The sequence below is a fragment of the Marinobacter sp. genome (assembly GCF_034669625.1).
Taxonomy (GTDB): Bacteria; Pseudomonadota; Gammaproteobacteria; order Pseudomonadales; family Oleiphilaceae; genus Marinobacter.
In genome coordinates this window covers 35,431-54,726 of the sequence record NZ_JAXMOY010000010.1, presented here as the reverse complement: position 1 = coordinate 54,726, position 19,296 = coordinate 35,431, and the positions used below count along the sequence as shown (strand labels likewise).

Annotated in this window: 17 protein-coding genes; 2 read left to right on the top strand and 15 right to left on the bottom strand. The window is 50.5% G+C overall.

Annotated elements, in window-relative coordinates; translation table 11 throughout:
- Positions 1–107: 107 nt before the first annotated feature.
- The 15 genes from VOI14_RS10385 to VOI14_RS10315 all read right to left on the bottom strand — a co-directional run bounded on the left by VOI14_RS10385 (position 108) and on the right by VOI14_RS10315 (position 17,654).
- The gene (locus VOI14_RS10385; RefSeq protein WP_323751982.1) at positions 108–1,202 is read right to left on the bottom strand and encodes a glycosyltransferase family 2 protein; all 1,095 of its coding nucleotides are present in this window, start codon (positions 1,200–1,202) and stop codon (positions 108–110) included.
- A 22-nt stretch (positions 1,203–1,224) separates the two neighbouring features.
- Positions 1,225–2,670: a lipopolysaccharide biosynthesis protein gene (locus VOI14_RS10380; RefSeq protein WP_323751981.1), complete on the bottom strand. Its 1,446-nt coding sequence runs from the start codon at positions 2,668–2,670 to the stop codon at positions 1,225–1,227.
- A gap of 135 nt (positions 2,671–2,805) precedes the next feature.
- Positions 2,806–4,056 carry a hypothetical protein gene (locus tag VOI14_RS10375; RefSeq protein ID WP_323751980.1) on the bottom strand — a complete coding sequence of 417 codons (1,251 nt, stop codon included), beginning with the start codon at positions 4,054–4,056 and terminating at the stop codon, positions 2,806–2,808.
- Between the two features lie 374 nt (positions 4,057–4,430).
- Positions 4,431–5,456: a sulfotransferase gene (locus tag VOI14_RS10370; protein ID WP_323751979.1), complete on the bottom strand. Its 1,026-nt coding sequence runs from the start codon at positions 5,454–5,456 to the stop codon at positions 4,431–4,433.
- Between the two features lie 47 nt (positions 5,457–5,503).
- Positions 5,504–6,193 carry a WbqC family protein gene (locus tag VOI14_RS10365; RefSeq protein WP_323751978.1) on the bottom strand — a complete coding sequence of 230 codons (690 nt, stop codon included), beginning with the start codon at positions 6,191–6,193 and terminating at the stop codon, positions 5,504–5,506.
- Positions 6,190–7,290 (bottom strand): DegT/DnrJ/EryC1/StrS family aminotransferase, encoded by a 1,101-nt coding sequence (locus VOI14_RS10360; protein WP_323751977.1) that lies wholly within the window; start codon positions 7,288–7,290, stop codon positions 6,190–6,192. Before VOI14_RS10360 ends, VOI14_RS10365 begins: the two co-directional genes overlap by 4 nt.
- Positions 7,290–8,159: a glucose-1-phosphate thymidylyltransferase RfbA gene (gene rfbA, locus VOI14_RS10355; RefSeq protein WP_323751976.1), complete on the bottom strand. Its 870-nt coding sequence runs from the start codon at positions 8,157–8,159 to the stop codon at positions 7,290–7,292. Before rfbA ends, VOI14_RS10360 begins: the two co-directional genes overlap by 1 nt.
- A 58-nt stretch (positions 8,160–8,217) precedes the next feature.
- Positions 8,218–9,291, bottom strand: a complete 1,074-nt coding sequence (rfbB, locus tag VOI14_RS10350) for a dTDP-glucose 4,6-dehydratase (RefSeq protein WP_323751975.1) — start codon at positions 9,289–9,291, stop codon at positions 8,218–8,220.
- 5 nt (positions 9,292–9,296) lie between these two features.
- Complete coding sequence (locus tag VOI14_RS10345) at positions 9,297–11,504, bottom strand: polysaccharide biosynthesis tyrosine autokinase (protein WP_323751974.1); 2,208 nt, start codon at positions 11,502–11,504, stop codon at positions 9,297–9,299.
- A gap of 15 nt (positions 11,505–11,519) precedes the next feature.
- On the bottom strand, positions 11,520–11,954 hold the full coding sequence (locus VOI14_RS10340) for a low molecular weight protein-tyrosine-phosphatase (protein WP_323751973.1): 435 nt from the start codon (positions 11,952–11,954) through the stop codon (positions 11,520–11,522).
- A gap of 11 nt (positions 11,955–11,965) precedes the next feature.
- The gene (locus VOI14_RS10335) at positions 11,966–13,090 is read right to left on the bottom strand and encodes a polysaccharide export protein (RefSeq protein WP_323751972.1); all 1,125 of its coding nucleotides are present in this window, start codon (positions 13,088–13,090) and stop codon (positions 11,966–11,968) included.
- Between the two features lie 92 nt (positions 13,091–13,182).
- Complete coding sequence (locus tag VOI14_RS10330; RefSeq protein WP_323751971.1) at positions 13,183–14,679, bottom strand: capsule assembly Wzi family protein; 1,497 nt, start codon at positions 14,677–14,679, stop codon at positions 13,183–13,185.
- A 249-nt stretch (positions 14,680–14,928) separates the two neighbouring features.
- Positions 14,929–15,408, bottom strand: coding sequence for a transcription/translation regulatory transformer protein RfaH (gene rfaH, locus VOI14_RS10325; protein WP_323751970.1), 480 nt, complete (start codon positions 15,406–15,408; stop codon positions 14,929–14,931).
- A gap of 39 nt (positions 15,409–15,447) precedes the next feature.
- Positions 15,448–16,215, bottom strand: a complete 768-nt coding sequence (gene cysQ / locus VOI14_RS10320; protein ID WP_323751969.1) for a 3'(2'),5'-bisphosphate nucleotidase CysQ — start codon at positions 16,213–16,215, stop codon at positions 15,448–15,450.
- 77 nt (positions 16,216–16,292) lie between these two features.
- Positions 16,293–17,654 (bottom strand): MBL fold metallo-hydrolase, encoded by a 1,362-nt coding sequence (locus VOI14_RS10315; protein ID WP_323751968.1) that lies wholly within the window; start codon positions 17,652–17,654, stop codon positions 16,293–16,295.
- A 283-nt stretch (positions 17,655–17,937) separates the two neighbouring features.
- On the opposite strand from VOI14_RS10315, the gene VOI14_RS10310 reads away from it, so the two are divergent.
- Both VOI14_RS10310 and VOI14_RS10305 read left to right on the top strand, forming a co-directional pair.
- Positions 17,938–18,219, top strand: coding sequence for a pyrimidine/purine nucleoside phosphorylase (locus VOI14_RS10310; protein WP_323751967.1), 282 nt, complete (start codon positions 17,938–17,940; stop codon positions 18,217–18,219).
- A gap of 613 nt (positions 18,220–18,832) precedes the next feature.
- Positions 18,833–19,078 (top strand): hypothetical protein, encoded by a 246-nt coding sequence (locus VOI14_RS10305; RefSeq protein WP_323751966.1) that lies wholly within the window; start codon positions 18,833–18,835, stop codon positions 19,076–19,078.
- Positions 19,079–19,296 lie beyond the last annotated feature (218 nt).

Genomic DNA, 19,296 nt, shown 5'->3' with positions numbered 1-19,296 from the left:
CTTTTCACAACACAGGCTCTAAGCTAAGAATGTCATCAATAAATATTCAGATGCTACCAATGAGGAACCTATTCCCACTTAGCATTCGACTAAAATAAAAAACATCCTCACATAACTTTTTTCTTTTTAGGATTTCCACAGAAAAGCCCATACCCTATCGCCTTTATACATACAATTGGAGCGCGCAGCCCTAGCTGCCTCAAAACCAAAGCAATATCTATCAAACTATTTAGATTATATATCCTTAATTTCGGACTCATTTTAAGGACTTCAAGGTAAAGGCGCCTAATCAATAACAATGCTTGGGCATGCTGTCGCTCGCTCACCAATCGACCAGCAAGTGCAATAGCAGTACTACAAAAACCGGTCATTGCTGAAGTTTTGAATTTCTGATCAACACACTGAAAAATAACTCTTTTTGATCTTAGCGCGGGCTCAACCATATCCAGAACAGAGCGAGAGGACCAAATTCCTCCAGGATGATAACGATACACAGAGTATTTTTTAGGCAAAAACTTTGCACTGCCAAATGAAGCAAGTGTTGCCCAGATAAGGTGGTCACCGTTCACAACACTTTCATGGTCATCTATTTGAAAAGGCTGCGATATGAATAATGCTGAGGCCGTGGGAATTTTACACCCTCTCGCCATTTGGTTTGGCGTATACCCATTTAGCGGCTCTACTCCCTTAGCGTAATAACCATTATCCAGAAGATACTCATCTGATGAAGTTAATGCATCATGGAACACTATCGAGATATCAGGTCCAAACCCTTCAACTTGCTCTTGAATCTTTTTAGGCGAAATCCAGTAATCATCCCCCTCACACAATGCTATATATTTTCCTCGGACCTTTGGAAACGAATAATTTCTTGGACTTATTCCTTTAGAAAATTGGTTTTCTTCGTGGATAGTTGCCTGGACCAATCTCGGGTAGCGCTTCCGGTACTCTTGAACAATTTTTGAGGTTCCATCCTGCGAGGCATCATCATTTAAAATGATCTCAAACGGAAAATCAGTTTCCTGCATCAAAAAACCATTTAGAGCATCTCTTATAAAGTGTTCATGGTTATAGGTATGACAAACAACCGATACTAGAGGTTTATCCACCTCCCCCTTCCACCCCGCCATAATCTCCGCTTCCGACCTCGGCTCCGGCGGCTTAGGCACCAAATCGCCCGCTTTCAAATGCTCAATTGACATAAAATCCTACTTTTCAAAAAACCTATGCACGCTGAAACTGGCCGGACACTTTACCCCAAACCATCAAAGCTCCTTCGGCGTGAATGATGAAGCTGGCGAGTATGTATATTCCCGCCCCAGCAAGCCCGGAGAGCATCAACACAATCATCGGGTGCGCTGGTATGGCGTGCGCGCTCCACCATGCACATGCTCCGGCCAGCATTGCGGCACCGATGGGTTTGATTACGTCTTTCACTTGCTCAACGGTGGAGTAGCCCACCAGTCTGGCTGAGAAATAGGTGTTTGGTATAAGCGCCAGGAAAGTGGCGATCACCTGGGATACAACAATTCCGAATACACCGTAGGGTATGGCCAGTAACAGCATGGTGAGGCTGACGCCTTTTTTAAGCAGACCAACTTTGAAAACCAGATCTGATCGCCCTTTTACGTTGAGCAGGTTCATGTTCAGGGCGTTGAGGGGGTATATCATTCCTACCACGCATAGCAGTTGCAGGTATGGCACTGCGCCTTGCCATTTTTCGTCAAAAACCAGGCTGAATAGCAGGGGCGCCAATGCTGCCAAAAGCATCATGATCGGCGCAATCAGAAACATCATGAGTTGCATGATCTGGCGATACTTGTACTTCAGAATTGCGTTGTCGTCTTGCAAGGTGGATAGCGCCGGAAACGTTGCCTGCTGAACAGCGCCGGTTAGCTGTTCTGAAATCAGTTTGCTGAGTTTCTTTGCAAAAAAGTACAGGCCTGTAAGCTCTGCACTAAAGAAACGGCCAATCACCAAAACATACGAGTTTTGGAATGCAACTTGAAGCAGCCCCTCAGCGAGCAAGTTTCGCCCAAACGCGAACAGCCGTGTGAACGATTCAGTGGAAAACTGCCAGGCCGGCCGCCAGTTGCTGGCCATCCAGAGGATCGCTGCAGAAACAGCGGCCTGGCTGAGCATCTGCACCACTAGGCTCCACACGCCCCAACCCTGGTAAGCCGCTGTCACCGCCAGAATACCAGAAATGACAGTGGCCAGGGTGTTGGCCTTCATTTGGGTTTTGAAGTCCATCTTGCGGCTTAGCACCGCTAACTGAACAATCTTTGCGGCGTTGATGAACACTACAAGGGCCATCACCTGCACCAGTGCCGTCAGCTCTGGCTGGCTATAAAAGGCTGCGATGTAGGGCGCCCCGGCGAAAATGGCGGCATACGCGGCGAGGCTGAGGCCGAGGTTGGTGTAAAACACGGTGTTGAGGTCGGCCTCAGACACTTCTTTACTGCGGATCAATGCCGCGCCCAGCCCCGAGTTAATGAAAGCATTGGCCAGTTCGAACACCACTGCCGCCATGGCAACCAAGCCGAAGGCCTCCGGCGCCAGCATGTGGGCCAGAAACAGCATAAAAATGGTGCTGGCACCGCGAGTTAAGAATAAACTCGCAAGGTTCCACAATACACCGGCGCCGATTTTTCGGTTCATTGTCTTCATTTAACCCGGCTCAGCATCGATTTTGTCTTTCCTAAAAAATTACAATTAAAGCAGTTCTCAGCCAACTAGGTTTTTCAAAAACAAAACTTGTCTAAATATTGGCAAGCAATCATGACATTTATACTTCCATTCTAATTACGATCTAAAACTTTGCCTTGTGTGCAACCGATAATAAAAAGGACGAACAAAACCTTTAAAATCATTTAACAAACCCCTTAAACCACTCTTTGCTCTCAAAAAATCAAGTGCAAGCCTGTCGTTACAAGCATAAACCAAAGGGTATTCTTTTTTGATCCAAGATATTGTCAGAAGAACACCAGAATCACCCGAATAGCCCGAATCACTAGCCTTCACTAATAAAAATGACTTAAAGAATACTTTCAGGTGAAACGGCAGCCCAGGAAACATATCTACAACTTCGTCGAAAAAGCCTTCTTCCCAATCAAATCTAGATGACGATTTTTTAATTTCCTTGAGGCGATAATCTATACCAAAATTGTCATTCAGCCATTCAACTTCGCTTTTGGTTTTTTCTCTGACGGTCACTTCCAAGTCAGAAGGCAGGGTGTATTTTTCACCTTTAAACTTGCAAAACACACCTAAATCACCGTACCTCCTATGCATCCAGCGACCTGACCGAGCATCAAATGGCATCACCGAGTTAATATAAGAAATAATAGCTATTGCTTTATCAGAGCGACTTTCATTTAACTTTATATCACTGAAGTTATTATCCAAACCTATACTTTTTAAAAAAAAGCTAGCCAACCCAACATCATCTTTTATTGCAGCTTCAAAACTCAAAACTTTAACATCACCAAAGCAATCCTGATACTTCCTAATATTTTTCGAGAAAAAAAACTCAGGGTTCATTGCGTAGCAGTCACTTCGAACTTCACCTTTTTCAATTGTGGCACCCTCAATAAATTGCCTTATTGAATCATCATCAAAACACCTATCAGAAATAAACTGCTGACACCTTGATGTAAAGAATGAAACTGGTTCTCGAACAAGACAGACCACTTCGACTTCATATCCATCGAAAAACTTAGCTAGAAATTCCTTTAAAGCAGATACCCCTGACGATGGCAGGCTGATCAGGCCTTCATCAGATAAAATTATCGTTTGAGCATCTGAATCGCTGACTTCTTTTTTTAACCTATCCACAAAATGGATAAACTTAGCCCTAACCCTTTCCTCTGAGTATGTAACAGGAAGATTTGGCTCCCAAAAAAATCTTAGCCACGACGGAGAATCTGACAACACCTTCGGAAAAAGAACATTCCTCTCCAAAAGTTGGCCATAGTTTCCAGTCAGTGTTTCTTGAATAGTGGTGGAACCGCATTTCGAATAACCAATATGCAAAACTAATTTTCTATTTTTCATCTAGAACCTTCGTAAATTCCTATCGCTACTTTTGGGCAGAAATACCGGAAACAGAGAGCACCATCGTTTTCCTGTCAGGATCTACTGTCTCGCAACTTCGAATAAAGCCGCTAAGCATAGAACAGACTTTGCACTGACAACTTTCCAAAGACTGTTGTAATCAGGGGAAACAACCGATATTCGTTTTGATCTGAGCCACGTCTGAACATCTTTTGGCCTAAAAACATTGAAACATATTCGTTCAGCGCCGCTGATGAGTGGGCGGAAAGGGCTTTAAAAAATCCGTCTACTGAACAGTCTCAAATGCAGGCAAGCTCTTTTTTATTCGCATCACTTAGGTCTATTTTTATATTTATTTTCCCCAACGCCCCCATCTACCTTGTCTCATTAACACCGCTATCGCTCATAGCTTCACAAACCCGCTCCGCCTCCCCCTGCGAATACTCCTCCAACCGCCAACGGTTAGTATTTGAGAACGCAGCCTCTCCGGAATAGTCAGGCACAGCATCAACACCGCCTTGCTCGGTGAGGCGTCGGGCAATTTCGTTGTAGTAGTGTTCGGGGCGCTGGCAGAAGTCTTCGTACTGCACCACAAGCTTTTGGATGTCTGGCAGATTAGCAATACCCTGCTCAACCGAACGGTTAATCGCAGCAATCTGCCCCGCTACGGATTCCAAAGGGTCCAGATTCTTCAATTCGGGGTATTCTTTGATTTTAAAGGAATACCAGGTATTGATATCACCATACTGGCGCTTGCGAGCTTCCAATGCTGACTGAATGTTAAAAATTGGATCGCGACGAATCCAGATGAACAGGGCTTTGTCGAATTGTTCGGCCAGTTCGGGGATGTTCTGATTCATGATCATGGCTTTCATGGCGAACGGCTTCTCAAAGATGTTCGCCAGCGCGTTTAACTCATCACGGAACCCAGCCAGGTTACCCTTCTCACGCAATTCCTCGCCGGGCAGGTTGTCAAGTTCATCGAAGGGCAAGAAACGGCGCCAGAAATACCAGAATTCGTTCGGGGCAAGCGCGCCCTTGGTTTTGCCGTTGTCGGAGCTGAAATTGATGTCGGAGTTGAAATCCAGAATTTCATTACGGAAGTTGTAACGCGGGTCCGTCAACAGTTGCTGGATTTTTGCGCCTACCAGTGGCGCTCCGAAAAAGCGGGAGAGCATGTTGGTTGGATAGGCAGCGAGGCCGGTGTTGGCTAGCCATTGTGTGAACAAGGTAGTGCCCGACCGGAGTGGGCCCACGACGAATATCTTTGAGAATTCCTCTGACACATTCTCCAAATATTGCTCATTGGCACCAGCAAGATTGCCATTCAACTCTGCTAGCAAAGTTTCGAGATCGGAGACCCGCGAAAACTTTTCTGATCGCTGTTCTTCTTTAGCCATAACGTTACTCATTCGCCGTTAGAAATGATGTGACTTCAGTTAGCTCATCAAGCCAATTCGTAGCTTTGCAGCATGCATTTCACTTCCTCTGGCGAGCAGTTCATCAAAACATCAATAATTGACAGGTTTGGTACGAAGTCCTCTCTGCCTTGGTGATACTCCACTGGCAACGAGTCTACAAATTCCAGGTCAACTCCTTTCTCGAGGAAGTCCTGCTTGCTATATAGCTTTCGCCCGCCTGGTGCGTTGATGTAGCCATCTGCATCGAAGTGATGGCAAAGCGCTATCAAGCGATCACGAGCGCTCATGGAACGGTCGTAATCGATTTCGCTCGCCTTCTCAAAATTCTTTTCGATATCAAGGTACGAGAAAATTTCTTCGAAGCTTTTCTTGCATACAGATGCGATTGACCGATCCGGATGCTCCAAGGTTTCCCGAATTATCGGAAAGACATTTTCAAAGTAAGGGGCCCTAGAGTAGCTATGCTCAGTGGTTTTAAGCACCTTATCTACGTCTTCAGAAAATTCTAGGTCAGAGAACAATTTATTCTGAGAAGCTCCGGGGACCGGCACCGTAAAGCGCGTCACTCCGCTCGGAGACAACACGTTATTTCTATTGACGAACCCACGCTTTATGTATGCAACGTCATCATAAATAAGAAAGAGGTCGGCGGCGCAAATCAGATGAAAATAGCCAATGTACGGAAACAAGTAAGGCTGCATTACCGCCAGCTTCATGCCTTTAGCTCCGCCTCAATCAGATGGGTTACGTGGTTCTGGGCTTCAGGTGCAAGCTCCGCGTAGATCGGCAGGCAAAGTATCCTGCTGGCAATGTCCTGAGACACCGGCTGTGCCGCCTGCGCACCCAGGCACTCCAACGATTCCAGCGAAGGATAAAAATAACGCCTTGCCAGCACGCCGTTTTCCTTGAGAGTGGCGGCGACACGCACGGTCTGTTCTTCACTTTCAAACACTACGGGGAAGTAGGCGTAGTTGTAGCCGAGGGCTTCGTGCCGGGCCTGCAGTTGCAGGTATGCCGGCAGTGCTTGCTGGTAGCGCCGCCATACCTGTTCGCGGGCTTTCAGGTTTTCTTCCATTTCGTTCAGCACGCACAGGCCCATAGCAGCCTGGATTTCGTTCATCTTGGCGTTAATGCCCAGCTCATCAATGCTCTCCGGCCCGGTGATGCCGAAGTTGATCATTTTCTTCGCCCGCTCCAGGTCTTCCTTGCGTTTGAAGATGATCGCCCCGCCCTCGCCAGTGTGGAATAGTTTGGTGGCGTGGAAGCTCAGTGTGGCTGCGTCGCCGCGGTTAAGCAGGCTTCCGCCGTTGTAGGTGGCACCGAAGGCGTGGGCTGCATCGTAGATGACTTTCAGGTCGTGCTTTTGGGCAATTTCGCCAATAGCTTCTACGTTGCAGGCGTTGCCGAATACGTGCACGGGCACGATAGCGCGGGTGCTGGGGGTGATGGCGGCTTCGATGTTATCGGGGGCCAGACACCAGGTGTGTGGGTCTATGTCTGCAAATACCGGTTGCACGCCTTCCCATTTAAGGGAACTAGCGGTTGCCACGAAGCTAAACGGCGTGGTGATGGCTTCGGGTTTCTGGTTACGGTCAGGATCGCTCACGCCCAGAGCGCGGTAGGCAATTTGCAGTGCCAGGGTGCCGTTGGATACCAGTAGCAGGTTTTCAACCCCAAGGTAGGCTTCCAGCCGTTGGGTAAGCTCTTGCACCAGTTGGCCGTTGTTGCTCAGCCATTGGCGGTCGTAGATGCCGTCGATGTAAGCTTTGAGCTTGTCCCGGTTGGGGAGGTAGGGCTTGGTTACCGGTATCATTAGGCGTCTCTCGCTATGTCCGTCAGGTATTCGCCGTAGCCGTTCTTTTTGAGCTGATCGGCCTGGGCCAGTAGTCGCTCTTTGCTGAGCCACTGCTGGTTAAAAGCGATTTCTTCCAAGCAGGCAATTTTGTAGCCCTGGCGTTTTTCGATGGTTTCTACAAACTGCGCTGCTTCCAGCAGGCTTTCGTGGGTGCCCGTGTCTAGCCAGGCGAAGCCCCGGCCCAGCAGTTCTACGTTCAGGTTGCCTTGTTCCAGATAGGCACGGTTTACGCAGGTGATTTCCAGTTCGCCGCGATGGCTGGGTTGTACCTGTTTGGCGATGTCTACCACGCTGTTGTCGTAGAAGTAGAGGCCGGTTACTGCATAATTCGATTTTGGGTGTTGGGGTTTTTCTTCGATGGAGATGGCGCGCTTGTCTTCGTCGAACTCTACTACGCCGAAGCGTTCCGGGTCTTTCACTTGGTAGCCGAATACCGTGGCGCCTTCGGTTCGTTGGGCTGCTTGTTTCAGCTTCGGGGTGAACCCCTGCCCGTAGAAAATATTGTCACCCAGCACCAGGCACACGCTGTCGTTGCCGATAAATTCTTCACCGATGATAAAGGCTTGCGCGAGGCCGTCCGGGCTTGGCTGGATTTCGTAGCTCAGGTTAACCCCAAACTGTTCGCCGTTACCCAAGGCACGTTTGAAACCGGCCTGATCCTCCGGGGTGGTGATGATGAGGATGTCCCGGATGCCCGCCAGCATGAGTACGGAGAGCGGGTAGTAGATCATGGGTTTGTCGTACACCGGCAGGAGTTGTTTGGAGGTGCCGAGTGTTATGGGGTAAAGGCGGGTGCCGGATCCGCCTGCTAGGATTATTCCTTTCACTTTATATCCTTTAGGTTTGCCGCAAGAGGAGTGTCCTCCTAGAGCCAGACTCCGATCATCAGTTGTCTATGCCGAGGCGTTCACGCTGATAGCTACCGTCTTGTACTCGTTGGCACCAATCGAGGTTGTCTAAGTACCATTCGACAGTTTTACGGATGCCGGTTTCGAAGGTTTCTTGGGGCACCCAGCCCAGTTCTTTCTGGATTTTGCTAGCATCTATGGCGTAACGCCTGTCGTGGCCGGGGCGGTCTTTTACAGTGGTGATCAAGTTTCGGTAGCTGCCTTCTTGTGGGCGTAACTCCTGAAGAATGTCGCAGAGGGTGTGGACTACTTCGATGTTCTGTTTTTCGTTGTGGCCACCGATGTTGTAGGTTTCGCCGGGTTTGCCTTCGGTGACCACTTTGTAAAGAGCTCGGGCGTGGTCTTCTACGTAGAGCCAGTCGCGGATCTGGTTGCCTTTGCCGTATACCGGGAGCGGTTTGCCATCTAGCGCGTTGAGGATCATCAACGGGATGAGCTTTTCCGGGAAATGGTAGGGGCCGTAATTGTTGCTGCAGTTGGTGATCAACGTGGGCAAGCCATAGGTTCTTAGCCAGGCTCGTACTAGGTGGTCTGAGCTGGCTTTGCTGGCGCTGTATGGGCTGCTTGGAGCATAAGAGGTTTGTTCGGTGAACAGGTGTTCTTCTGCACTGGCCACTTCACTAGGATGCGGTAGATCGCCGTATACTTCATCCGTACTGATGTGGTGGAAGCGGAAGTTTACTTTTTTCTTGCATTCCAGTGCCTGCCAGTACTGACGGGTGGCTTCCAGCAGGTTATAAGTGCCTACGATGTTGGTTTCTATGAACTCGGCCGGGCCGTCTATCGAGCGGTCTACGTGACTTTCTGCCGCCAGGTGCATAACGGCGTCTGGCTGGTGTTTGGCCAGCACGCGGTCCACGTCGGCTCGATTGCAGATGTCTACTTGCTCGAAAATATAGCGTTCGCTGTCGCTTACTTCTGTCAGGCTTTCGAGGTTTCCGGCGTAGGTAAGTTTGTCGAGGTTGACCACTTCATCTTTGGTTTTTTTGATGATGTGACGGATAACCGAAGAGCCTATAAAACCGGCGCCACCGGTTATTAGTAGTTTCATATTTTTCATTCAGATTTGTAGGAGTAGTTGTAATAGCCGTAGTAGCCGTAACTAGTGGCCGCTTTCTTTTCCATGGCGTTTAGAATCACGCCTTTGATAGGAACACCACCGTTCGCCAAGCGGGTTTCGGCTATCTGGACCTCTTTAGGTGTCGTTACACCAAAACGTACAACCATCAACGTGGTTCCGCACTGTTTGCCGATGATGGCTGCGTCGGTTACGGCCAAGATCGGGGGAGTGTCTATGATCACTAAATCAAACTGTTGGCTCAGGTAATTCGTAAACTCAGTAAAACGCGCCTGCATAAGTAGTTCCGATGGGTTGGGTGGTGCACTGCCCCGACTTACCCAGCTGAGGCCTTCCAATTCCGAGACTCTTACAGCTTGTTCGAACTCCAACTTTCCAGAGAGCACATCTGACAATCCATCTTTGGAGTCCTGGCCCAGCTCTTGATGTACATGGCCTTTCCGCATATCGCCGTCTACCACTACCACTTTCTGACCTGCTTGTGCACAGATAGCTGCAAGGTTAGTGGAGGTGAAACTTTTGCCGATACTCGGGCTTGGGCCTGTAATCACCAAACGGTTATCACTGCCCTCCATCATGGCAAAGTGCAAGGAAGTACGCAGGCTTCGTATGGCTTCAATCGAGAGATCAGCCGGGTTGCGCACGGCTAACAGGCCGCCATTTGCCCGCTTGCCCCGAGACTGCTTCGCTTTCTCATTGCGGCGTTTTTCTTCTTCGGAAAGCGGTATCGTTGCATACACTGGAAGATCCAACTCTTCCAACTGTTCAGGGGAGACAAGTCCACGGTTAAAGGCCGCTCGCAACAACACAATGATCACGGCCAGCAGCAGACCACTCATACCTGCCACCGCGACAATCAAGTTGCGCTTGGGGGCAACCTGCCCTTGTACTACGGCATCGTCCAGAATACGCACATTACCCACGGTACCTGCGCGAGCCAGTCTCAGCTCTTGCATCCGGTTGAGCAATTGCACGTAGATTTCCTGCGTGACTTTTACATCGCGGCTCAGGCGCAGGATTTGCTGCTGGGTTTCCGGGAGGTTTCCGGTGCGCTCTTCTAAACGTTGTTTTTCCCGTTGCAACTGCTCTTTCTTTTCCAGTAATGAGCGATACACCGGATGGTTGGGAGTGAAGCGCCGGGCCAGCTCCGATTCCTGTAGCTGGAGTTCGTTTAGGCTGGCTTCTATAGCAACCAAGCTATTCAAGGCGTTCTGGGTTTCAAAACTTAGGTCAATGCTGTCACTTTGCAGACGGTATTCGTTTAGGCGGTTTTCGGCTTCGTTGAGCTTTTCTCGGACCTTGGGGGCTTGTTCTTCCAAAAACTCCAAGCTCTTGTCGGCTTCGGCGGCCTGGCGGGCAATGTTTTGAGTCAGGAACACTTCGGTGGTGGCGTTGAGGCTGGCTACTAGCTCACGCTGATCAGGCCCTGTTAATTCCAAGCGAAGCATTCCGGTATCTTTACCCAGTGTGAGTGTTTCCAGACGATTCAGCAGACCTCGAATGGCAGCAAGCCGACTTTTCTTGACCAAAGTGAACGTTGCGCCGGCCGGGGCGTTTAACTCGCTGACGGTGAGTTCAATCCAGGGGTTTTCTACGGTGAGTTTCTTGCCAACTATTCCCTGCCCTAAGCTATCGTCCTCGCTGCTTAACAAGGTATAGCGCCCATTTCCTTCCGATCGCAGAGTAAGTTGCAAAGTTTGGCTGTTGTGGTTTGTGACCCATTCACCTACTCGCAGTGTGTCGCCGGCCCACACCGTCTCCCCGCCCTTCGCTAAACCGGGCCGGCTGATACCTTTGCGTAACAACCAATCTCCGATTACCGGCCAAGTATTGGGAACAATAGCTATATCTAAGTCAGTCTGATCAACCACCTGCCCAAGAATTAAGCGAGAACGAAGAATTTCCACTTCCGTACTTGTGCTAGATTCCTGTTCGCCCAGCATGCTACTTACGTCAGCGCCTCCGATGGTGCCGGATTTTCGTTCAATCTGCACCAATGCATCGGCTTTGTATTCAGGCGTTGCCAAAGTAGCGTAGACAAGACCGACCAGCGCTAAAACAACCGTCAGAGTGACGATGAATATCTTATGGTCCCACAGGCTACCCAGCAGAAAACCAATGTCAATTTCATCGTTATCTTGCGCGGTTTCGCGGGTACGCGCTGAAGTGTTGCTTACTTGAGTCATTCGTCGCTCTTAAAGTTATTTCAATCGGGGAAGCCACGCGTGTACGGCTTCTTCGAGTAAGTGATGTACGTGCACGAAGGCTTCGCGGCTTTTTTTATAGGGATCAGGAACGTCCGGCTTTCCGGGTAGCCAGTGGCAGAGCAGCATAGTTTTACCGGCGGCGGTTGGGTCCAGCGTGCGAACTTGGGCCCGCTGGCCTTCGCTCATAACCAATACAAGATCGGCTCGCCGCAGGTGATCGATAGTCACTTGCCTTGCGCGATGCTGGCTGAGATCCAGACCCGCCTGCCCTGCCAGGCCAGAAGCCGTTGCGTCTGCACCATGATCAACGAGCGCACCCAATCCTGCAGACTCAACGGCCTTGTCTGGCAGGTTCTTTTTTAACAATGCCTCTGCAACCGGGCTACGGCAGATGTTGCCCACGCAAAGTACCAATATATGATCAAACATGACGCTTAGGCTCAGTTACCGAGATTGAGGGCCCGATCACCCAGGAATAGGGCCGAGAATGATGGCACCAACAACGATACTACACGGTTCCAACGTGCAAGAGGGGCAGCAGTAACATAGACCATGTCGCGATTTTGCAAGTTAAAGCTGTCGGCCAATACCAAGGCTGTCGCATCTTTCAAGTTCAACTGATACATGTCGATCAAGTATTCACTGTCTGGTGAGGCATTTCCTGAACGCCGGACTACAAAAACGCCTGTTGCATCAGACTGGCGCTGATCCAGACCACCCACATTGGAGATCGCTTCGGCCAGAGTTAGCCCATTCCGCCCCATCGGCAGGGTTTTCGTGGTGCCCACTTCACCCAACACAAACACTTTTTGATCGTCGCCCAGAGGAACGTTAATCACGTCGCCACTTTGTAGCAATACGTTATGCAACTTGTTGCCCTGCTCGTATACAGCTTTCAATGAAAGGCGAAAATCCTCGCCATTGCGGGTGAGGGTAACGTTGCGCCAATCTGCACCTTCCGACATATCCAAACCACCTGCCTGGCTGATGGCATCGACGATGCGTGTAGGCACATTAGTAAGAGGGTAAACCCCCGGCTTCTCAACCGCGCCACTGACATAAACCCGCTGGCTGCGAAAACCAGCTACCGATACATCTACCTGTGGCGATTCAATATAGGTTGAAAGCCGATTGGCGATTTCTTCCCGAATTTCCAACGTAGTCAGTCCGGCCACATCTACATAGCCGATATAAGGGTAATAGATGGTGCCGTTTTCGTTAACCACATTACCGGATTCTTGAGAGCTGCGATTGGAGCCGGCGGGTATGGTGAGTTCCGGATGATCCCAAACCGTGACCTGCAGAACATCACCAATACCGATGCGATACTCGTATTCGCTGTCTTCGCGGATAAGCTCGGCGCGGGGTGCGGGCACTTCAGCCACGATGGCGTGGCGTAAGGTATCGGGACCAATACGGCTGACATTCACTAAGCTCGTGAGGTCTTCTTCTTTCGGGCTTTGGTAATCGGCATTCCAGCCGCCAGTACTTATGTGCGAGCCAGGCGCGAAGGCGCAGCCTTGCAAAGCTATTAAAGCGAAAGGGAGCAAAATCCTTAAAAACATAGTCGTGGTGCCGGGGCGATTTTGGTTGTTTGGGAGCCGATAATAACCGGAACTTTACTTTGTTGCATGCCTAGGATGCTAAAACGCAATCCCTAGAAGCGATAATGCCAACTCGCGCCAGCAGACCACTGATCTAATTCGCTGCTGGCCAGTTCGATTTTTTTATCGGTGCCGCGTAGGTTAAGTTTCAGCCTGCCTTTGAAGAGATCAATGCTATAACCAAGATTCAGAATGCCGACTTTCTGATTAGTGGCTGGAATAAAGTACTGCACGCTGGGGTCCGGCATCACGGTGCGTACAACGCCGTCGCTGTTCAGCTCTGCGTAGCTGATTGTCACAGAGAGGTTGTCGCCGTTATCAAAAAACTGAAACGCGCCTAGAGAAATAGCTTCGGCGTCACCTTCAAAGGTAGTCGCTAAGTTCCGACCGTGGTGGCGGTAACCGGTATTGTAGTTAAAGTGGTTGTACGTAACATTAGGCATGGCGTCGCCAAAGAGGTCGTCCGCCGTGGTGCTGGCATATTCCAAGAACCATTGCTGGTCTGTGTTGAGGAAATCCGTAGTCCAATCTAGCCCTAACAACCAGGATTTCCGTGCGGGGAAAGCCCCCGCTTCGTCTTCGCCCATCATTTGGGTATACAGCCCCATACTCTGGCTGCCCACGGCAAAACCGTAGCGGATGTCGATACTGCCAAGCTGGTTGCCTGGGTCGTTTTCGCCGCCATCTTGGCTGTTATCTCTACCTGTTAGGGCATTCCATAGAGCGGAACCGTTTTCGGGGCGACCCTCGCCGCCGAACATAATGGCCCGCGAGAGGCCGATATCGAGGCCTTGTATTGGGCGAAAGGTAACGCGCATGCCGATGAGCTTGGGGTCGTTAATAACTCGCTCATCCTGAAACTGGCCCGCAAAAAGGGTGAAGTTCCAAGGGCCAATCCAGCTCAGCCACGATGTCGTGGGCGCGAGATCCCGCTTTCGATTAAGCCACACCGCAGGCATCGGCCGGGCGTTATTAGAAAGAATCAAGCTAGACTGCCAACCCGGCCCCCACCAGCGGTCTATAGCACCTGCGCCAAACACCCAGTTGCCAAGCGTTGCAGCGAGGTAGCTGCCATCGTAACGGTATTCTTCGTCGTCTGCTGGGTTAGCGACAACCGAAGGCGATAGGCCAAGCGCCCAGTATTCGCCCTGCCATTGAACATCTAACGTTGCCTGCGCTTCTTCTTGCCGGCTGTCGCCAAACCCCTGAACTAGTGACTGCTCAGAACTGCCTGCCAAGGTAAGCTCAACCTGGGTCCCGCCTGAGAATTGCGCCTGCCGCTCTGCCTTCAAATAGGCCACAGCACCGGCTGTTGCGTTGGCATCGGAGGTGACAGTGCTGCTGATATCTTTCGCTACGCTGTTCCACATCACCGGCCAGGTAGATACGGTTCGATCAAAATGGCCGCGGTCCGCCAGCTTTTGCAGTACAAAGCGGGCACGAGCATCGCCGGGTTCGATCCAAGGTGAGGCATAGGTGGTCGTGGTGGTAACAAGACAGATCAGGCACGCTACCGCCCCACCGACCAGGGCCCAGTGTTTTAAGGTCATAGAATAAACTTCTGATGGACAGGGAAAAGCCAAAAAAGGAAGGCCCTAACGTGATCCCTGTCAGGTTTTTGAAAAAAATACTATTCCGAAGCGGTGGGGAATTCTACTAGAAGCTACGTGACAAACAAGTGACAATTACTTTTGCATATAAATAATCAATGGGTTAGCAACGTAAACTTTTGTAAAGACCCAATATGAGACCTGGCCCCGATACATTTGAGAGTTGCCGGCGCCTAGGCCACATGTAGCTTAAGACCGAATCGCCGACACCGGCACACTCACCCGCTGCTGTTTCTGCATAAAGCTGATCAGCACGATAGCTCGTTCTTCGCCATCGTAAGCCTGAAAAATAGCCCCCAAGCCTTTAAAAGGGCCATTTTCTAGCTCTACTGCTTGCCCGGCTTTAATACCTCCTTGCTCCGCCACCTTGCCCATGCTGGCTTTGATGTGTTCGATCACCTCGTCGGCAATCGCCGCCGGCTTGTTGGCAAAACTGACCATGCGCAACACACCGCGGGTGGACCGTAGCTTCGCCCACACCGGGTCGGTTTGTTCCAGCCTCACAAAGATATACCCGGGGAACAGCGGCTCTAATCTCTTAACGCGCTTACCCGCCTTAATCTTCTCTACTTCGATCTTCGGGTAAAAACAGGCAATCTCTTGATTCTGCAAATGCTGAACCGCCCGATCACTCTGTGCCGGCTTGTGCTGAAGCGCGTACCAAGTCATAAATAATCCGATATAGGGCCCCGAGCTTGGCCCCGAAAGTTAAAAGTACCAGTTGCCTGCGGCAATAAAGTGCGGGTTGAGTATGTCTTTTTTCCCGTATTGCAGCGGGGTGTTGTCCAGGGTTTGCACTTTTCCGCCTGCCGCGGAGAGCACAGCGTGGGCCGCAGCGGTGTCCCATTCACAGGTGAGGCCCATGCGGGGGTATATGTCGGCGTGACCTTCGGCGATTCGGCAGAATTTCAGAGAACTGCCGGCCTGGAGGGTTTCGTGGTCGCCCAGAGTTTCGATAAAAGCACGAGTTTCATCGTTTAAGTGGTTTTTGCTGGCAACCACGCGTTTAATAACTTTAGGCTCAGCCACGTGAATTCTATGGGTTCGCCCCGTGCGATCGCGCCGGTATGCCCCTTCACCTCTGATACCCCAAAACGCTTCTTTCAATGCCGGAGCTGTGACCACACCCATGACGGGCTCGCCGTCCTCGATCAAAGCGATATTTACCGTAAACTCTCCAGTGCGCTGGGTGAAGTCTTTGGTGCCGTCGATGGGATCAATCAACCAGAATCGGCGCCAATGCTTGCGCTCTTCCCAAGGAACCAACTCGCCTTCTTCCGAGAGAATCGGGATATCCCGGCTGATGCTTCGAAGCCCTTTCACAATAATGTCATGGCTGGCCATATCGGCCGCCGTGATGGGCGAATGATCGTCTTTGTACTGCACTTTGAAATCGGATTGGTAGATGTGCAGCACCCGTTCGCTGGCTTCATCTGCCACTTTAATGACATCCGGTAGTATTGAACTGTAGTGCATGATCACTCGCTCCCTGCTTGGCCTTTGCACATATTAACAAACTTTCGGGAGGCAGACCCTCTGCCAACCTTAGAGACTCATATTTCCACTTCTTCGAACAACTCTGGCACTTCCGCGGGCCAACCGAACTTTTCAGTGATGCGTTTGCGCATGACATCACTCGCCAAGGCTTCGCCATGGGTAACGTAGACCTTATCGGGCTTTAAGCTACCTTGCTCCAGCCACGTGAGTATTTCCTGATAGTCGCCGTGGGCAGACATGGAGTCTAACGAGAACACCTCCGCTTTGACGGGCCAATATTCGCCGTGGATTTTGACCGATTCCGCTCCATTAACCAGCGCATCTCCGCGAGTGCCCGGCGCCTGGAAGCCAGCAAAGACGATGCTGTTGCGAGGATTAGGCAGCAGAGTTTTCAAATGATGAAGCACCCGCCCACCTGAAGCCATGCCACTGGCTGAAACAATCACACACGGATAGCGCTTGGCATCCAGTTCAATGGATTCATCGACAGTGCGAACGAATGTGGTTTTATGGTCGACCAAGGCGCACTGTTCGCGGCTCAATTTGTGCTCCGCGTGGTATCGGCAAAAGCTTTCGGTGGCTTTGATCGCCATCGGACTATTTAGATACACCGGCATTTCCGGAATGCGGCCCTCTTCCATCAGTTTGTGCACCACATAGAGCAACATCTGTGCGCGACCAACGGCGAAGGCGGGCAAGAGGGCAATTCCGCCACGACTGGCCGTTTTGGTGATAATGCTTTCAAGATCACCCTCGGGATCTGACTCACCATGAGTGCGGTCGCCGTAGGTGGATTCGCACACTAATACATTCGCATATTTCAGCGGCTCTGGTGGACGCATGATGATGTCGCCTTGCCGCCCCACGTCACCGCTAAACACAACCGTGCGATTAGCGTCTTTGTGATGCACATGCACACACGCTGAACCCAGAATGTGGCCGGCGGGCGTGAAAGACACCTCAAAATCTTTCACCGGTTCGAATCTCTCGTGGTAGTTCAACGACTCGAAATGCTTCAGCGCTTCGTATGCATCTTTCTCGGTAAAAAGCGGCTCGGGCTTTTCGTGCTTGGAGAATTTCTTTCGGAAAGCATACCGAGCATCTTCTTCCTGCAAGAAGCCTGCATCCGGCAGCAACACCTTACACAGCTCGTGGGTGGCTTTAGTGCAGTATATCTTGCCCTTGAAGCCGTTTTTCACCAGTGCCGGCAGGTAACCGGAGTGGTCGATATGGGCGTGAGTGAGCACTACCGCATTGATAGTCGAGGGCTTTACCGGAAAAGGTGCCCAGTTACGCCGGCGTAGGGTTTTCACGCCTTGGTACATACCGCAATCCACCAACAACCGGTGACTGTCATCAGAGAGTAAATACCGAGAGCCAGTTACCGTGCCCGTACCACCTAGGAAATGAAGTTTCATAGCATTCCCACCATTCTTTGGCTTTGTATTTCAGCTTAGTTCAATATCGGGCGCGAGGTCAGAGCGCCAACCAAGACCATTGTGACCCAACTTACACGCTCCGCAGTCAGCCACTCCAAACCTCAGTTATATATAACCGTGCCAAGGGTTATACTCGAACACATTCTGCCCAGCGAAATGTATCGGGGGATCTGCCCCCCATATTAATAGCGCATCATTACCACGTGCCTATCCATCGGTATTTGCAGTATATTAGCCGCCCAACTTATCAGGAATCATGGCCATGCTGAGTGTAAATGAGTACTACGACGGTAAAGTGAAATCCATTGCCTTTCAGGGCGCCACACTGCCTGCCACTGTGGGCGTAATCAGCTCAGGTGAATACGAATTCGGCACTAAGAAAGAGGAAGTCATGACAGTTGTTAGGGGTGCACTGACCGTTCAGCTACCGGGTAGTGACAGCTGGATTCGTTATGGGGCCGGCGATACGTTTAAAGTGGCCGCGAATGCCAGCTTTAAGGTTAAGGCTGAAGTTGATACGGCATACTTCTGCACTTATGAATAGCGTAGCTGGGAGATTGGAGGCCACCGCGTCAATGGCACGGCAGGCACTTGGTGCAAACCTAGCGTGAAAATTGGTTAAACTAAGACGGCAAGCGCCCACGATCCACTACAAAATCTTTCGCTGATCGTGCACCCGACAAGAGGACATATTCCGATGGAGGAGTTGCCTGAAGAGACCGTCAAAGATGCGGCTTTGGCTTTACAGAGGGCTCTATGCTTCTGAGCCAAGCGTCTTTTGGATTTTCATTGACCTTTCTCAAGGCCTCACTCCGAAGACAAAGCTAAGCTCCGCCCTTTTTCAGACTACAGGGTGCAATATGGTTTTTGGTCTTCGGGTGAGACAATTGGTTTGCTTGGCGGGCATCAGCTGCCCTACGATGGTTCAGGCGGAGAACAGCGACGCCATGGCGAAATTACGAGCGATTATGGCCGACGATAAACAACGGCAATCGACATACGAAGCTGGTCACAAACGAATCCGATTTTGCGGTTATTGGCATGGGGAGGACGGCAACAACTAGCGGGACTACATTCCCAATCTAGCTGCGCAGCAACCGCAATACCTGTTCAACCAATTTGAAAAATTCGGCAACGGCACTCGCGAAGACTATGTGATGTCTAAACTCGCGAAAACCTTATCCGTGGAAGAGCAAATCAATATTGCTGTTTATTTTAGCCAGCGGACGGCAAAGGCCCGCCCTAGCCCCGATACCGCACTTATCGAGGCGGGTGAATCGCTGTTTAAAACACGTTGCGAGGTTGTCACGGGCAAGATGCTCAGGGGTTTCGGGGTATGCCTAGGCTGGCTGGGCAGCCTGCGGAGTATTTGGGGATTGCACTTAGGCGGTTTAGGAAGATGACCTCAGCTGAAAGCAATTCTACGATGGTTCCAGTTGCCACCAAACTATTGGATCGACAAGTGCAAGCACTTTCAATCTATTTGACATCCCAATAAGTACGGTAAAGTTTAAGCGCTTCAAAATGGGGGGATTGCAGCCCTACTCGGCTATCACCCCATAGCACCTAGCGCCAAGGACAGTCCGAAAGTAGAATGCTCTAAATGGCCATGACTACAAAC

Coding starts and splice junctions, on each gene's coding strand:
- VOI14_RS10385 (WP_323751982.1), bottom strand. CDS start 1,202: ATGTCAATTGAGCATTTGAAAGCGGGCGATTTGGTGCCTAAGCCGCCG.
- VOI14_RS10380 (WP_323751981.1), bottom strand. CDS start 2,670: ATGAAGACAATGAACCGAAAAATCGGCGCCGGTGTATTGTGGAACCTT.
- VOI14_RS10375 (WP_323751980.1), bottom strand. CDS start 4,056: ATGAAAAATAGAAAATTAGTTTTGCATATTGGTTATTCGAAATGCGGT.
- VOI14_RS10370 (WP_323751979.1), bottom strand. CDS start 5,456: ATGGCTAAAGAAGAACAGCGATCAGAAAAGTTTTCGCGGGTCTCCGAT.
- VOI14_RS10365 (WP_323751978.1), bottom strand. CDS start 6,193: ATGAAGCTGGCGGTAATGCAGCCTTACTTGTTTCCGTACATTGGCTAT.
- VOI14_RS10360 (WP_323751977.1), bottom strand. CDS start 7,290: ATGATACCGGTAACCAAGCCCTACCTCCCCAACCGGGACAAGCTCAAA.
- rfbB (WP_323751975.1), bottom strand. CDS start 9,291: ATGAAACTACTAATAACCGGTGGCGCCGGTTTTATAGGCTCTTCGGTT.
- VOI14_RS10345 (WP_323751974.1), bottom strand. CDS start 11,504: ATGACTCAAGTAAGCAACACTTCAGCGCGTACCCGCGAAACCGCGCAA.
- VOI14_RS10340 (WP_323751973.1), bottom strand. CDS start 11,954: ATGTTTGATCATATATTGGTACTTTGCGTGGGCAACATCTGCCGTAGC.
- VOI14_RS10335 (WP_323751972.1), bottom strand. CDS start 13,090: ATGTTTTTAAGGATTTTGCTCCCTTTCGCTTTAATAGCTTTGCAAGGC.
- VOI14_RS10330 (WP_323751971.1), bottom strand. CDS start 14,679: ATGACCTTAAAACACTGGGCCCTGGTCGGTGGGGCGGTAGCGTGCCTG.
- rfaH (WP_323751970.1), bottom strand. CDS start 15,408: ATGACTTGGTACGCGCTTCAGCACAAGCCGGCACAGAGTGATCGGGCG.
- cysQ (WP_323751969.1), bottom strand. CDS start 16,215: ATGCACTACAGTTCAATACTACCGGATGTCATTAAAGTGGCAGATGAA.
- VOI14_RS10315 (WP_323751968.1), bottom strand. CDS start 17,654: ATGAAACTTCATTTCCTAGGTGGTACGGGCACGGTAACTGGCTCTCGG.
- VOI14_RS10310 (WP_323751967.1), top strand. CDS start 17,938: ATGCTGAGTGTAAATGAGTACTACGACGGTAAAGTGAAATCCATTGCC.
- VOI14_RS10305 (WP_323751966.1), top strand. CDS start 18,833: ATGTCTAAACTCGCGAAAACCTTATCCGTGGAAGAGCAAATCAATATT.